Annotated in this window: 16 protein-coding genes; 9 read left to right on the top strand and 7 right to left on the bottom strand. The window is 66.6% G+C overall.

Translation table 11 applies throughout. The annotated features are described in order from the left end of the window. Positions 1-2: 2 nt before the first annotated feature. Entirely contained in the window at positions 3-371 is a 369-nt protein-coding gene (locus OCUBac02_RS12510) for a response regulator (RefSeq protein ID WP_047574547.1), read from the bottom strand. Positions 372-503: 132 nt separating this feature from the next. Between OCUBac02_RS12510 and OCUBac02_RS12505 the strand changes: the two genes are divergently transcribed. Beyond that, positions 504-794 carry a DUF3572 domain-containing protein gene (locus tag OCUBac02_RS12505; protein WP_047574544.1) on the top strand — a complete coding sequence of 97 codons (291 nt, stop codon included), beginning with the start codon at positions 504-506 and terminating at the stop codon, positions 792-794. Further along, positions 791-2,140 (top strand): DNA polymerase IV, encoded by a 1,350-nt coding sequence (locus tag OCUBac02_RS12500; RefSeq protein WP_173045982.1) that lies wholly within the window; start codon positions 791-793, stop codon positions 2,138-2,140. Before OCUBac02_RS12505 ends, OCUBac02_RS12500 begins: the two co-directional genes overlap by 4 nt. On the opposite strand, the gene OCUBac02_RS12495 is transcribed toward OCUBac02_RS12500, so the two are convergent. Beyond that, positions 2,097-2,942, bottom strand: a complete 846-nt coding sequence (locus OCUBac02_RS12495) for a cell envelope integrity EipB family protein (protein ID WP_047574551.1) — start codon at positions 2,940-2,942, stop codon at positions 2,097-2,099. The two genes, OCUBac02_RS12500 and OCUBac02_RS12495, sit on opposite strands and share 44 nt — an antisense overlap. 194 nt (positions 2,943-3,136) lie before the next feature. Between OCUBac02_RS12495 and OCUBac02_RS12490 the strand changes: the two genes are divergently transcribed. From OCUBac02_RS12490 to OCUBac02_RS12460, 7 genes are all read left to right on the top strand, one after another. Then, the gene (locus tag OCUBac02_RS12490) at positions 3,137-3,610 is read left to right on the top strand and encodes a RidA family protein (protein WP_047573584.1); all 474 of its coding nucleotides are present in this window, start codon (positions 3,137-3,139) and stop codon (positions 3,608-3,610) included. Beyond that, positions 3,610-4,389 (top strand): glycerophosphodiester phosphodiesterase family protein, encoded by a 780-nt coding sequence (locus OCUBac02_RS12485; protein WP_173045981.1) that lies wholly within the window; start codon positions 3,610-3,612, stop codon positions 4,387-4,389. The genes OCUBac02_RS12490 and OCUBac02_RS12485 overlap by 1 nt, the downstream gene beginning before the upstream one ends. Then, positions 4,386-5,624, top strand: coding sequence for a GNAT family N-acetyltransferase (locus tag OCUBac02_RS12480; RefSeq protein ID WP_173045980.1), 1,239 nt, complete (start codon positions 4,386-4,388; stop codon positions 5,622-5,624). Before OCUBac02_RS12485 ends, OCUBac02_RS12480 begins: the two co-directional genes overlap by 4 nt. Then, positions 5,617-6,513 (top strand): 2'-5' RNA ligase family protein, encoded by an 897-nt coding sequence (locus OCUBac02_RS12475; protein WP_244638906.1) that lies wholly within the window; start codon positions 5,617-5,619, stop codon positions 6,511-6,513. Before OCUBac02_RS12480 ends, OCUBac02_RS12475 begins: the two co-directional genes overlap by 8 nt. An 89-nt stretch (positions 6,514-6,602) precedes the next feature. Further along, positions 6,603-7,031 (top strand): HIT family protein, encoded by a 429-nt coding sequence (locus OCUBac02_RS12470; RefSeq protein ID WP_173045979.1) that lies wholly within the window; start codon positions 6,603-6,605, stop codon positions 7,029-7,031. Between the two features lie 62 nt (positions 7,032-7,093). After that, on the top strand, positions 7,094-7,564 hold the full coding sequence (locus OCUBac02_RS12465; protein ID WP_173045978.1) for a carboxymuconolactone decarboxylase family protein: 471 nt from the start codon (positions 7,094-7,096) through the stop codon (positions 7,562-7,564). 19 nt (positions 7,565-7,583) lie between these two features. Beyond that, positions 7,584-8,477 carry a sigma-70 family RNA polymerase sigma factor gene (locus OCUBac02_RS12460; RefSeq protein WP_173045977.1) on the top strand — a complete coding sequence of 298 codons (894 nt, stop codon included), beginning with the start codon at positions 7,584-7,586 and terminating at the stop codon, positions 8,475-8,477. 181 nt (positions 8,478-8,658) lie between these two features. Here the strand turns inward: OCUBac02_RS12460 and OCUBac02_RS12455 are convergent, their stop codons facing one another. The 5 genes from OCUBac02_RS12455 to clpS form a co-directional block, all read right to left on the bottom strand. Continuing rightward, a complete protein-coding gene (locus OCUBac02_RS12455; RefSeq protein ID WP_052232616.1) occupies positions 8,659-9,018 on the bottom strand; it encodes an AzlD domain-containing protein in 360 nt (119 codons plus the stop codon). Next, entirely contained in the window at positions 9,015-9,737 is a 723-nt protein-coding gene (locus tag OCUBac02_RS12450; RefSeq protein WP_173045976.1) for an AzlC family ABC transporter permease, read from the bottom strand. The genes OCUBac02_RS12455 and OCUBac02_RS12450 overlap by 4 nt, the downstream gene beginning before the upstream one ends. 347 nt (positions 9,738-10,084) lie before the next feature. Then, positions 10,085-10,381, bottom strand: coding sequence for a hypothetical protein (locus tag OCUBac02_RS12445; RefSeq protein ID WP_173045974.1), 297 nt, complete (start codon positions 10,379-10,381; stop codon positions 10,085-10,087). 7 nt (positions 10,382-10,388) lie between these two features. Continuing rightward, entirely contained in the window at positions 10,389-12,917 is a 2,529-nt protein-coding gene (clpA, locus tag OCUBac02_RS12440; RefSeq protein ID WP_173045972.1) for an ATP-dependent Clp protease ATP-binding subunit ClpA, read from the bottom strand. A 45-nt stretch (positions 12,918-12,962) separates the two neighbouring features. Next, entirely contained in the window at positions 12,963-13,322 is a 360-nt protein-coding gene (clpS, locus tag OCUBac02_RS12435; protein WP_173045970.1) for an ATP-dependent Clp protease adapter ClpS, read from the bottom strand. Positions 13,323-13,325: the final 3 nt, after the last annotated feature.

Below are 13,325 nucleotides of genomic sequence, written 5' to 3'. Positions count from 1 at the left end.
GCTCAGGCCGCGCCGGCATAGGTGCGGACGGTCTCCAGGAACTTCGCGACCGAGATCGGCTTGGAGAGATAGGCCTCGCAGCCGCCCTCCCGGATCCGCTCCTCGTCGCCCTTCATCGCGAAGGCCGTGACCGCGACGACCGGGATCGCCTTGAGGTCGTCATCCTCCTTGATCCATTTTGTGACCTCGAGTCCGGAAACCTCCGGAAGCTGGATGTCCATCAGGATCAGCGCGGGATGATGCGTCCGCGCCAGCTCGATCGCCTCGATGCCGTCCGACGTCTTCAGCGTCGCATAGCCATGGGCTTCGAGCAGATCGTTGAAGAGCTTCATGTTGAGCTCGTTGTCTTCGACGATCAGAACCGTCTTCATCGGGCCGCCCTTCATTCGCGCCGGGAAGGCTCACGCCGATGGCGGGCTTTCCAAATTGGCGGCGTCGTTCGATGATTGCGTAACACGCGAGCAGTTGACGAAACGCAAACCGGATACGCGACTCAAGACCCCATGATACGACGACCGACCACCGACGAGGCCGAGGCGCTCGCACTGCAGGCGCTCGCCTTCCTCGCCTCCGAACCCGAGCGGATCGAGCCCTTTCTGAGCACGACCGGCCTTAACCCGGCCAATCTGCGCCAGGCTGCCGGCGAACCCGGCTTTCTCGCCGCCGTGCTCGACCATATCGGCTCGAGCGATTCGCTCCTTCTGGAATTTGCCGGAAATTTAAGGCTGAATCCCGAAATCGTCGCCGATGCCAGGCGCGTCCTCGCCGGGCCGGAGCCGGACGATTTCTCTTGAGCACGGGCGCGCCCTCGCCTCGCTGGCTCTGCCGCGACTGCCTCGCGGATCACGACTCATCTGGACCAGCGAAACGCTGCCCGGCCTGCGGCTCGCCGCGCCTGCTCAGCCATGTCGAGCGGGATGCCTTGAGCCTCGCCCATATCGATTGCGACGCCTTCTACGCCACGATCGAGAAGCGCGACGATCCGAGCCTGCAGGACAAGCCGGTCATCGTCGGCGGCGGCAAGCGCGGCGTGGTCTCGACCTGCTGTTATATCGCCCGCACCTATGGCGTGCGCTCGGCCATGCCGATGTTCAAGGCGCTGAAGGCCTGCCCCGAGGCGATCGTGGTCAAGCCGAACATGGCGAAATATGTCGCGGTCGGACGGCAGGTCCGCCAGCTCATGCGCGAACTCACGCCGCTGGTCGAGCCGCTCTCGATCGACGAGGCCTTCCTCGACCTCTCCGGCACGGAACGCCTGCACCATGCCAGCCCGGCGGTGACGCTGGCGCGCTTCGCGAAACATGTGGAGGCCGAGCTCGGCATCACCATCTCGGTCGGCCTGTCCTATGCCAAGTTCCTCGCCAAGGTCGCCTCCGACCTCGACAAGCCGCGCGGCTTCTCGATCATCGGCAAGGCTGAGGCCGTGTCTTTTCTCGCAGGCAAGCCGATCAGCCTCATCCCCGGCATGGGCCCGGCCGGCGTGGCGAAGCTGGCGGAAGGCGGCTTCAAGCTGATCGGCGACCTGCGCGAGGCGCCCGTCGACAAGCTCTTCAAGCTCGCCGGCAAGGACGGCCCGCGCCTTCGCAACCTCGCCAACGGCATCGACCCCCGTCAGGTCACGCCCGAGCGGGAGACCAAGAGCGTCTCCAGCGAAACCACGCTCGATGTCGACCTGGCCCGCTTCGAGGAGTTGGAGCCGATCCTGTGGCGGCTTTGCGAGAAGACCTCGAAAAGGCTGAAGGCGCAGGAGCTTGCAGGCCGGACCATCACCCTGAAGCTGAAGACCGCCGACTTCCACATCATCACCCGCGCCGCACGTCTGCCGGAGCCGACGCAGCTCGCCGCGCGCCTCTTCACGGCGGGGCGCGACCTGCTCAAACGCGAATGCAACGGCGCGCATTATCGCCTGATCGGCATCGGTGCGAGCGATTTCAGCCCGCCCGAAGCCGCCGACCATGGCGATCTCGCCGACACCGCGACGCCGCGCCTGAAGGCGATGGAAGGCGCGCTCGACAAATTGCGCGCCCGCTTCGGCGACGAGGCGATCGGCAAGGGACTGAGCCTGCGCCTGCCGCAGCGCCGCTCTTCGGAGCCCGCTATTTCGCGCAAGGCTCCTGAGGAAGAAGATCCAGACGCGTGAGCGTGCCGCGCAACGAGAAGGTGCCGTAATCGAGCCGGATCGCGCCGGTGACGCCGTTCTCGTAGAGCTCGAAATTGATGCTGTAGGCCGGCGTCGATTCGCCCGAGCCCGCCTTGAAATAGGAGATCGTCACCGGCCAGCGCGCGAGCTTCTCGAACTCTGGGCGCTGCAAGGGCTTCTCGGACGGCTCGGCCTCGATCCGCTTCCCGATGATCGAGAGCGTGTCATAGGCCTCCTTGCCGGAATTCGCGCCGTCATAGAGGCGCACGCTCAGCGTTTTCTGCCCCGCGCGCGCGGCCTGGATCACGGCCTTCATCTGCGCGTTCGGAAACAGGGCGTCGCGGCTCTCGCGATGTGTCTCGACCTTGGGCTGGCGCAGCTTCACCTCATAGCCGCTGCCGCTCTTCTGCGCGGTGCCGTCGACCGTATCCGGCTTGTTGCCGCCCGCCGTGCTTTCGGTCTTGAAACGATAATTCGCGCCGTCGCCGGCCTCGAAACTGGTGGTTCGGGCATCGATCAGGCGCGGCCCGGCATCGGTGCCGAGCTGCGTCACCTGCCGGAAGGACAAGGCATAGCCCTCGCAGGCATCGCCGGTGAACTCGAAGGCGATGCGGCCCTTCGCGGTCTCGATATTGCCTGACGGCTTGGTGCTGTCGAGCACGAGGTCGTAGACGGCGCGATGCGGCGCCAGAACCACCCGCTCGGATGCCGTCTGCGCCCGGGCCGGCATTGCGGCCAGAACCAGCACCCCCGCTAAAACCCCGCTCGCCAGGGTCGCGAGCTTCGAGACTGTTCCGTTCATGCGCCGCCTGTCCATCATGGCCTTCGTCGAAATCTAGGTGCATCGCGGCAATGGCGCAAACATGGCGAAGGGACTCTCCTGCCCGGCGTATCCGCCCTGCCCGCCCGGCATGCCGCGATGCTTGCGGGGGCCGTCCGCATCGGCCATGAAAGGCCTGCCCGAAGGCACCCTGCCTCGCTCGCGGAGCCAAGATCATGAATGCCGCCGATACCCGCCTCGCCGAACTCGGCATCACCCTGCCGACCCCGGCCGCGCCCATCGCCAACTACGTGCCCTATGTGATCACCGGCAACCTGCTGGTCATCTCGGGCCAGCTCTGCTTCGGGCTCGACGGCAAGCTCGCGGACAAGCACAAGGGCAAGCTCGGCGCGGAGATCTTCAACGAGGCCGGGCTTGAAGCCGCCCGCCTCTGCGCCATCAACGTTCTCGCCCAAGCCAAAGCCGCCCTCGGCGGCGATCTCGGCCGCATCACGCGCTGCGTCCGCCTCGGCGGCTTCATCAATGCGGCCCCGCATTTCTCCGCGCTGCCGGCAATCATGAACGGCGCATCCGACCTGATGGTCGAGGTGCTCGGCGACGCGGGTCGTCATGCCCGCTCGACCATCGGCGTCGCCGAACTGCCGGCCGATGCCGCCGTCGAGGTCGAAGCGATGTTCGAGATCGCCTGATGTCCGCAGGGTCTATCAAGCCCTCCGGCCGGCCCGATCTGGGCTGGCTGGTGGCCAAGCCGATCGCGCATCGCGGCCTGCATGACCTCGCGGCCGGCGTGATCGAGAACAGCCCCTCGGCCGCGACCGCTGCGATAGCCGGCGGTTTCGGCATCGAATGCGACGTCCAGCTCACCGCCGATGGCGAGGCGGTCGTCTTCCACGATTTCGTGCTCGATCGCCTGACGGGCGAGACCGGCGCCGTCGTCACCCGCAAGGCGGCAGAGCTCGGCGCGATCACGCTGAAGGGCTCGGGCGACCGCATCCTCACGCTCCCGGCCTTCCTCGACCTGATCGGCGGGCGCGTTCCGCTGGTGATCGAGATCAAGAGCCGCTTCGACGGCGACCTCAAGCTCACGAAGCGGACCGTAGAGGTTGTCGCGGGCTACAAAGGCCACCCGATCGTGATCAAGTCCTTCGATCCCGCGATCGTGACGGCCTTGCGTGAGCTTGCCCCCGAGGTTCCGCGCGGCATCGTCGCGATGAACGCCTATGATTATGGCGATTACGACAAGCTCTCGGCCGAGAGGAAACATGCCCTCGCCAATCTCCTGCACTTCACCGAGAGCCGGCCGGATTTCATCTCCTGGAAGGTCACCGATCTCGACAGCGCCGCGCCCTATCTCTGCCGCAACGCGCTGGGCCTACCACTGATGAGCTGGACGGTACGCACGCCGGAGGAACGGCAGCGGGCCGCGGCCATGGCCGACCAGATGGTCTTCGAGGGTTTTCGCCCTTGAGCGAAGCGGGGAACGGCGATCTCACCGTTCGTGTCGCGACCTCGCTCAAGGCCGTCCCCGCCGGCGCATGGAACGCCTGCGCCAATCCTTACGCGCTGGGGGATGCCATCTCGGCGTCCGCCACGCCGCCCAGCGATCCCGCGCTCGACCGGGACAATCCCTTCGTCAGTCATGAATTCCTCATGGCACTGGAGGAGAGCCGCTGCACCGGTGGCCGTACCGGCTGGTCACCGGCCTATCTGCTGGTCGAGGACGAGGTCGGCCAGTTGCTGGCTGCAGCGCCCAGCTTCCTGAAGAGCCACAGTCAGGGCGAATATGTCTTCGACCATGGCTGGGCCGATGCCTATGAGCGCGCCGGCGGGCGCTACTATCCGAAGCTCCAGGTCGCCGCCCCCTTCACCCCGGCCACCGGCCCGCGCCTGCTGGTCGCCGACACCCCGCGCGCCGACGAGGCCCGCGCCGCCCTGATCGGTGGGCTGGAGGCCCTGCGTGGACACACGCAAGCCTCCTCGGTCCATGTCACCTTCGCGCAGGAACCGGATATTGGCGCGCTGAAACAGGCCGGCTATCTCGAACGCAACGACCTGCAGTTCCATTGGCAGAACGAGAGCTTCGGCAGCTATGACGACTTCCTGGCGACGCTGGCCTCACGCAAGCGCAAGGCACTGAAGCGCGAGCGGCGCGAGGCGCTCTCTGCCGGGATCACGATCGATGTCCTGTCGGGCAACGACCTCACCGAGGCGGTCTGGGACGATTTCTTCTCGTTCTACGAGGATACCGGCTCGCGCAAATGGGGCCGGCCCTATCTCAACCGCGCGTTCTTCTCGGCGGTCGGCGCGGCGATGGGCGAGCGGATCGTACTGGTGATGGCGAAACGTGCCGGGCGTCATATCGCCGGCGCCATCAATTTCCGCGGCGCCAACACGCTCTACGGTCGCAACTGGGGCTGCATCGAGGATCATCCCTTCCTGCATTTCGAGGTCTGCTACCACCAGGCCATCGACTATGCGATCGCGCACGGCCTCGCCCGCGTCGAGGCCGGCGCGCAGGGCGAGCACAAACTCGCACGCGGCTACCGGCCGGTCATCACCCGCTCTCTGCACCATATAGCCGATCCGGGCCTGCGCCGGCCCGTTGCCGCCTATCTCGCGCAGGAGCGCGAGCAGGTCGCGGCGGCCCGCGAAGCGCTCGCAGCCGAAAGCCCCTTCCGCAGGACGGAAATCGCTGATGACTGACGAAGCCGTCAAACACGCGCGCCCCCATCCTGAGGAGCTGCGCAGCGGCCTCTCGAAGGATGCTCCAGATGCTTCCGGAGCCTCGACGAACATCCTTCGAGACGCCGCTCCCGACGGAGCGGCTCCTCAGGATGAGGGCTCGGGTCGATCAATATCGTTCTGCGAGGATGATGAACTCGGCTATCGCCGTAGCCTCACCGATTTCACGAGCCCGCTGACGCTCGACGAGAGCTACCGTCTGGCGCATCTGCCGCTGGTCGCACCCGCGCATCCCGGTGTCGTCGCCCGGCGCGAGGGCAAGTTCTACGAGATGGGCCGCCACCCGGCGGTCTATTCGCTGGTTCTGCCGGTAGCGGACACCGCCCTCCGCTCTTCGCACGCCTTCCTTGCGCTGGAGGCCGAGCTGAAGGCCACACCCTTCGCCGGCAAGATCGCCTGGGACATCCTGCCGAAACGGCAGGACCGCCTGCATGCGACGGTCTGCGGCTCGCTGAGCCTTGCCGAGCCTCCCACGATCTCCGGCGAAACGCGCAAAGCCCTGCGCAAGATCGAGCCCTTCACCGTTGAACTGCGCGGCATCTTCTCCGGCAACGTCAATCGCGGCCGGCTCTATCTCCCGGTCTATCCGGAGAAGCGCGTCGGCCGGAATATGTTGCAGGAGGTCCAGGCCGCCTTCGGCCGGGCGCCGGGCGATCTCTGGCTGATCGGCCTCTACAACCTCACCGACGATCTCGACGCCAACGAGACCGCGGCGCTGGCCGAGATCGTCGCGCGCTGGTGGAGCAAGCCGCTGCTCCGCCTCACCGTGACGGAGCTGCAGGTCATGGGCGCAAGCGACGACCTCGTGCTCGACGCCCATGTCGAAACGGTGCTGCCGCTCGGCGCCTGAGGCACAGCCGGCAGCCGGTCCGCGGCCTTGACGCCCCGCCCGGCGCGCCGCAGCTTGCGCCGACCCTTTTCGATCCTGCCGGACCCGCCATGACCGCCTATGATCCCTCGAACGTCTTCGCCAAGATCCTGCGCGGCGAACTGCCCTCCCACACCGTCTACGAGGATGACGAGACGCTCGCGATCATGGACATCATGCCGCGCGCCGACGGCCATGTGCTGGTGATCCCGAAGGCGCCCTGCCGCAATGTCTTCGACGCCCCGGCCGATGCGCTGAAGGCGGTGGCGCTGACCACCCAGAAGCTGGCGCGCGCCGTGAAGGCCGCCTTCTCGGCCGAGGGCGTCACCATCCAGCAATTCAACGAGGCAGCCGGCGGGCAGGTCGTGTTCCATCTCCATGTCCATGTCATGCCGCGTTTCGACGGCGTGGCGCTGCGCCCGCATACCGGCGCGATGGAGAAGAACGAGGTCCTCGCCAGCCATGCCGAGAAAATCCGCGAGGCCCTGAAAAAAATCTGACGGGCCATGTCACAGCGGGGCGTGCCCGATCGTCTTGTCGTCATCAACCGATGGAGACAGTCATGAGCCAACGCCTCAACGCCTTCCAGATCGCGCCCGAAGCCTACAAGGCCATGCTGGTCCTGCAGGACTACGTCAACAACTCGGCCCTCGAACACAGCCTGATGGAGCTGGTCAAAATCCGCGCCTCGCAGATCAACCGCTGCGCCTATTGCCTGCACATGCATGTGCTCGACGCGCGCAAGGCCGGCGAGAGCGAGGCGCGCATCAACCTGCTCAATGCCTGGGAGGAATCCGAGCTCTATACGCCGCGCGAGCGCGCCGCCCTGCGCTGGACGGAAGAGCTGACCCGCGCCTCCGAGCGCAGCCCGAGCGACGCGGCCTATGCCGAGCTCAAGGAGCATTTCAGCGAGAAGGACATGGTCGACCTGACCTTCGCCATCGGCGCGATCAACACCTGGAACCGCATCAATGTCGGCTTCCGCACGCGCCACCCGGCCGACCGGCCGCGCAAGACCGAGGCTGCCGCCTGATGATACCAATCCGGCGCGCATGACGGGCGCGCCTGCCACCGCTTTCGAGGCTAACCGGTCCTACCTGACCCGTCTCGCCTACCGCATGCTCGGCTCGCTCAGCGATGCCGAGGATGTGGTGCAGGACGCATGGCTGCGCTGGCATGACTCCGCGCCGGACGCGATCGCCAACCCGCGCGCCTGGCTCGGGCGCGTGGTGACGCGGCTCTGCCTCGACCTGATGAAATCGGCGCGGCGCAAGCGCGAGACCTATGTCGGCGCCTGGCTGCCAGAGCCCCTGATCGAGACGATCGGCGCCGCTCCGAGCCCGGATGAGGCGATCGACGTGCCCTATGCGCTCCAGCTCGCGCTGGAGCGGCTGTCACCGCTGGAGCGTGCCGCCTTCCTGCTGCACGACGTCTTCGACCTGCCCTTCGCCGAAATCGCCGAGACGCTCGGGCGCAGCGAGGCCGCCTGCCGGCAGCTCGTCTCACGGGCGCGCCGCCATGCCCGCGAGGAGGACGGCCCGCGCCATCCGCTCTCGCCCGACGAGGCCAGGCGCTATGCGAAAGCCTTCTTCGAAGCCGCCCACAGCACTGATGCCACGATCCTGAAGAGCATGCTCGCCCATGACGCGATCCTGCGCGCCGATGGCGGCGGCAAGGTCAACTCCGTGCTGAATCCAATCCTCGGCAGCGACAGGATCGGCCGCTTCTTTGCCGGCATCAGCCGCCATGTCGAAAAGCAGGCGCGCGCGACGACGCACTATCAATGCGTGATGATCAACGGCTTGCCCGGCTATGTCAGCCTGGAGCGCGGCGAGACCGTGCAGGCGATGGCGCTCGACATCCGCGACGGGGCGGTCGCCGCGATCTACATCATCCGCAACCCCGACAAGCTCGGCCATGTCCGGCGCCTGCTGACGGAAGCGTAAGTGGCGACGGCCATTGTCAGGTCGTTCCCAGGCACCACGCTTGTCATTCCGGGGCTTCGCATTGCGAAGAACCCGGAACCCACGACTGGGCGAGCGGTCTGCGACGCTGCGTGAGGGGTCTCACCCGGTCCTGGGTTCCGGGTTCGCGCCTGTGGCGCGCCCCGGAATAACAAGAGTGCGCCTAGCCCGCGAACAGCCAGACGCCGCCGATCAGCACGGTTTCGCCGGCGAGCACCGCCAGCATCATCCGGCGCTTGTCGAAGAGCATGACCCCGGCTGCGGCCGCCAGCGCCGCGACGCGGAGCCAGGCCGGAGCCGCCGCAAGCACGCCGGGCGGCGACACCATCAGCTTGGCGACGATCCCTGCGAGCAGCGCGGTCGCGACCGCCCTCACCCATTCGAGCAGCGGCGAATCATTGGCAAGCCCGCGCGAGAACCCGACCGCGAGCCAGCGCCAGATCTCCGTCGGCAGCACGGCGAAGAGCATCAGCGCGAGATAGGGCCAGAGCGGCCCGTCGAGCATGGCGATCGGCTGGGTCATGCCGGCTTCCGCCTCCGTCCGATGAGGAAAGCCACGGTCCCAGCGATGAGGCCCGCGACGATCAGGTCGAAGCCGCCGCCGATGAACCGCGCCGAGATCGGCGCGAAGGCAAGCCCGAGGAGAAGCGCCGCCACATCGCCGCGATGGCGCAGGCCGGCCATCAGCGAGATCAGGAAGAACATCGGCGTCAGGCAGAGCAGGCCGGCTGCGAACGGAACCGGCAGCGCGCCGAGCAGGTAGTATCCCGCGAAGGTTCCGATCGAGCTCACCAGCATGCAGGTATTGGCGAAGCCGAGGAAATAGGCGACGCGCTGATGCGGGGGGATGCCGGGCAGGCGCCGCAAACCTTCGCTCCAGGCGGTGACGGCGACGTAATGGGCCAGCAGGAGCTGCTGCCAGACGCTCTGGCCGGGCCGGCGCAGCAGCGGCAGGATCGCCATGGTCATCGGCAGGAAGCGCAGCGAGGCGAAGGCGATCGCGATCACGATCGCGCTCCAGGCCGCGCCGGCGGCGATCGAGGCGAAGAACAGCACCTGCGACGGCCCGGCCCAGACCAGGATGGTCGAGAGCACGGCGACATCGACGGGATAGCCGACATCGCGGGCGAGCGAGCCGATGCCGATCAGCCCGAAACCGACGATCCAGGCCGGCAGCGTGAGCGCGTCGCGCATGCCGGCCAGCGCGACGCGCTGCCAATTCCAGTCGGCGGATACGCTCATGAGGTCATCGCTGCGGGATGGCTCGAAAGGGTTGCGACTCCGGCAAATGCCGGACCTCGACCTCTATTGCCCATGCGCGCAACGCCTGCATAGGCTTCAGCAAGCCGGCCGGACCTGCAGTTGATGCAGGGTGCGCGCCCGGAAACTAGTTCGGGCGGATCCCGTGCGATTGATCATTCTACGGGAAAACACGTGGGTCATCCCGGGCTTTACCCGGGATCCATGCCGGAGCGCTTCCGATCAAGGTTCAGGCATGGATCCCGGATCGGCGCCGCTTCGCGGCTTGTCCGGGATGACCCGCGTTTTCATCGGAAGACGGCATGCCCTTGAACCGGCGACCGCCCCCGTCAGCCCTTGCCGCCCTTCATCGCGATCGCGATGAGTTCGTTGGCGAAGTCGATCAATTCCTTGGGAATGCCGCCGACGGCCTGCACGCCGAGATAGATCAGGTAGATGAAGGCCGGCACCAGGATCCAGCCCAGCACCTCCTCGAAGATCTTGCGGCGGCGGCGGCGGCGGTCGCGCTTCTCGAACCAGCCGAGCTTTTCCTTCTTCGGGCGCGCCGGTGCCGCGGGCGCCGCCGGTGCCTCCTCAAGCACCTCGCCGCTCTCGGCGGCGAGGCTCGCGGTCTTTCGCTTGAACAACACGGTCTCAGGCCTTCGTCAGCGGAACCTTCGGCACGGTGCGCACGCCCTTGGCCGAGGCCTTCGGAGCACCGCCACCCGTCCCATCGGGAGTGCCGCCACCTTTAGGCGCTCGCCGCGGCGGAGTCTTGCTCGTTTTGCCGGTAGCCGCAGCTTTCGCACGCGGCTTCGGCACCCGCTTGGCGGTCGCCGCCGCGACGTCCTTCTCCGGCTTGGGCTTCGCCGGCCCGTCCGGGAATTCGAGGCCGAGCACCTTGATACCGGTCTCGGACTGGACGACGACGACCTTGACCGCGCCACCATTCTTCAGGCGCCCGAACAGCACCTCGTCGGCGAGCGGGGTCTTGATCGTCTGTTGGATCAGGCGGGCCATCGGGCGGGCGCCCATCGCCTCGTCATAACCGTTCTCGACCAGCCAGTCGCGCGCCTCTTCCGAGAGCTCGATCGTGACGTTGCGGTCGGCGAGCTGCGCTTCGAGCTGGAGCACGAACTTGTCGACGACACGCGCAACCACCGTCTTCGGCAGATGGCCGAAGGAGATGACCGAATCGAGCCGGTTGCGGAATTCCGGCGCGAACAGCTTGTTGATCGCCTCCGTATCGTCGCCCTCGCGCTTGGTCCGGGTGAAGCCATAGGCGTTGCGGGCCATGTCGGCGGCGCCGGCATTGGTCGTCATGATCAGGATGATGTTCCTGAAATCGACCTGCTTGCCGTTATTGTCGGTCAGCTTGCCGTGGTCCATCACCTGCAGGAGGATGTTGAACAGGTCCGGATGGGCCTTCTCGATCTCGTCGAGCAGCAGCACGCTGTGCGGATGCTGGTCGATCTGGTCGGTCAGGAGCCCGCCCTGATCGAAGCCGACATAGCCCGGAGGCGCGCCGATCAACCGCGAGACGGTGTGGCGCTCCATATATTCCGACATGTCGAAGCGGATCAGCTCGACGCCCAGCGAGGAGGCGAGCTGGCGCGCGACCTCGGTCTTGCCGACGCCGGTCGGGCCGGCGAAGAGATAGCAGCCGATCGGCTTCTCGCCGTCGCGCAGGCCGGCGCGGGCGAGCTTGATCGAGGAGGACAGGGCCTCGATCGCCTTCTCCTGCCCGTAGACGGTACGCTTCAGCGTCGTCTCGAGATTGCGCAGCACCTCGGCATCGTCCTTGGAGACGGTCTTGGCCGGAATGCGCGCCATGGTCGCGATCGCTGCCTCGATCTCCTTCACGCCGATCGTCTTCTTGCGCTTGGATTCGGTCACCAGCATCTGCGAGGCGCCGGTCTCGTCGATCACGTCGATCGCCTTGTCCGGCAGCTTGCGGTCATGGATGTAGCGCGCCGAGAGCTCCACCGCCGCCTTGATGGCGTCATTGGTGTAGCGCAGCTTGTGGAACTCCTCGAAATAGGGCTTCAGCCCCTTCAGGATCTCGATCGTGTCCGGCACCGACGGCTCGTTGACGTCGATCTTCTGGAAGCGGCGCACCAGCGCCCGGTCCTTCTCGAAATACTGGCGGTATTCCTTGTAGGTGGTCGAGCCGATGCAGCGCAGCGAGCCCGAGGCCAGCGCCGGCTTGAGCAGGTTCGAGGCGTCCATCGCGCCGCCCGAGGTCGCACCGGCGCCGATCACCGTGTGGATCTCGTCGATGAACATGATCGCCTTCGGGTGCTGCTCGATCTCCTTCATCACCTGCTTGAGGCGTTCCTCGAAATCGCCGCGATAGCGCGTGCCGGCGAGCAGCGTGCCCATGTCGAGCGAGAAGACGGTCGCGTCCTCCAGCACCTCCGGCACCTCGCCGCGGGTGATCTTGAGGGCCAGGCCCTCGGCGATCGCGGTCTTGCCGACGCCGGGATCGCCGACCAGCAGCGGATTGTTCTTCTGCCGGCGGCACAGGATCTGGATCGTGCGCTGCACCTCGGCCTCGCGGCCGATCAGCGGATCGATGCGCCCGTCCCTCGCCTTGCGGTTGAGGTTGACGCAATAGGCGTCGAGCGCGCTTTCCTTCTTCTTCTTGTCCTTGTCCTCGGCCTGGCCCTGCTCGGAGCGCTGCTCGCGCTGCGGCTCGCCCTCCTCCTCGGCGCCGCGGACGGGCCGGCTCTCGCTGGCGCCGGGGCGCTTGGCGATGCCGTGGCTGATATAGTTGACCGCGTCGTAGCGGGTCATGTCCTGCTCCTGCAGGAAATAGGCGGCGTGGCTCTCGCGCTCGGCGAACATCGCGACGAGCACATTGGCGCCGGTCACCTCCTCGCGGCCCGAGGACTGGACATGGATCACCGCGCGCTGGATGACGCGCTGAAAGCCGGCGGTCGGCTTGGAATCGTCACGCCCGTCGGTGACGAGATTGGTCAGCTCCGCGTCGATATAGTCGACGAGATTGCGCCTGAGCAGGTCGAGATCGACGCTGCAGGCGCGCATCACCGCGGCCGCGTCCTGGTCGTCGACCAGCGCGAGCAGGAGATGTTCAAGGGTGGCGTATTCGTGACGGCGCTCGTTGGCCAGAGCCAGAGCCCGGTGAAGCGCCTGTTCGAGACTGCGCGAGAAACTCGGCAAGGGGCGCGCTCCTATCTGTTTCGGGTACGTATGATCAACCGAAGGCTACTTCTTCTCCATCACGCATTGCAGCGGATGCATGTGCTTGCGCGCCAGATCCATGACGAGCGTAACCTTGGTCTCGGCGACTTCGTAGGTAAAGACGCCGCATTCGCCGACGCCGTTCTGATGCACATGCATCATGATCTGCGTGGCTTCGGCGCGGTCCTTGTTGAAGAACCGCTCCAGAACGTGAACGACGAACTCCATCGGCGTGTAGTCGTCGTTGAGCAGCAGGACGCGATAGAGATTGGGCTTGCGCGTCCGCGTGCGGGTCAGGACGGCGGTGCCGCTGCCCTCGCGGCCGTTGCCGTCACGCCCGCCACCGTCGTTCGGCGGCTGGCCACGCTTGGGGCGATCGGCCATGAC

Origin of the sequence: Bosea sp. ANAM02, assembly GCF_011764485.1 — a bacterium.
Taxonomy (GTDB): domain Bacteria; phylum Pseudomonadota; class Alphaproteobacteria; order Rhizobiales; family Beijerinckiaceae; genus Allobosea.
This window is presented reverse-complemented; position numbering and strand designations above follow the sequence as displayed.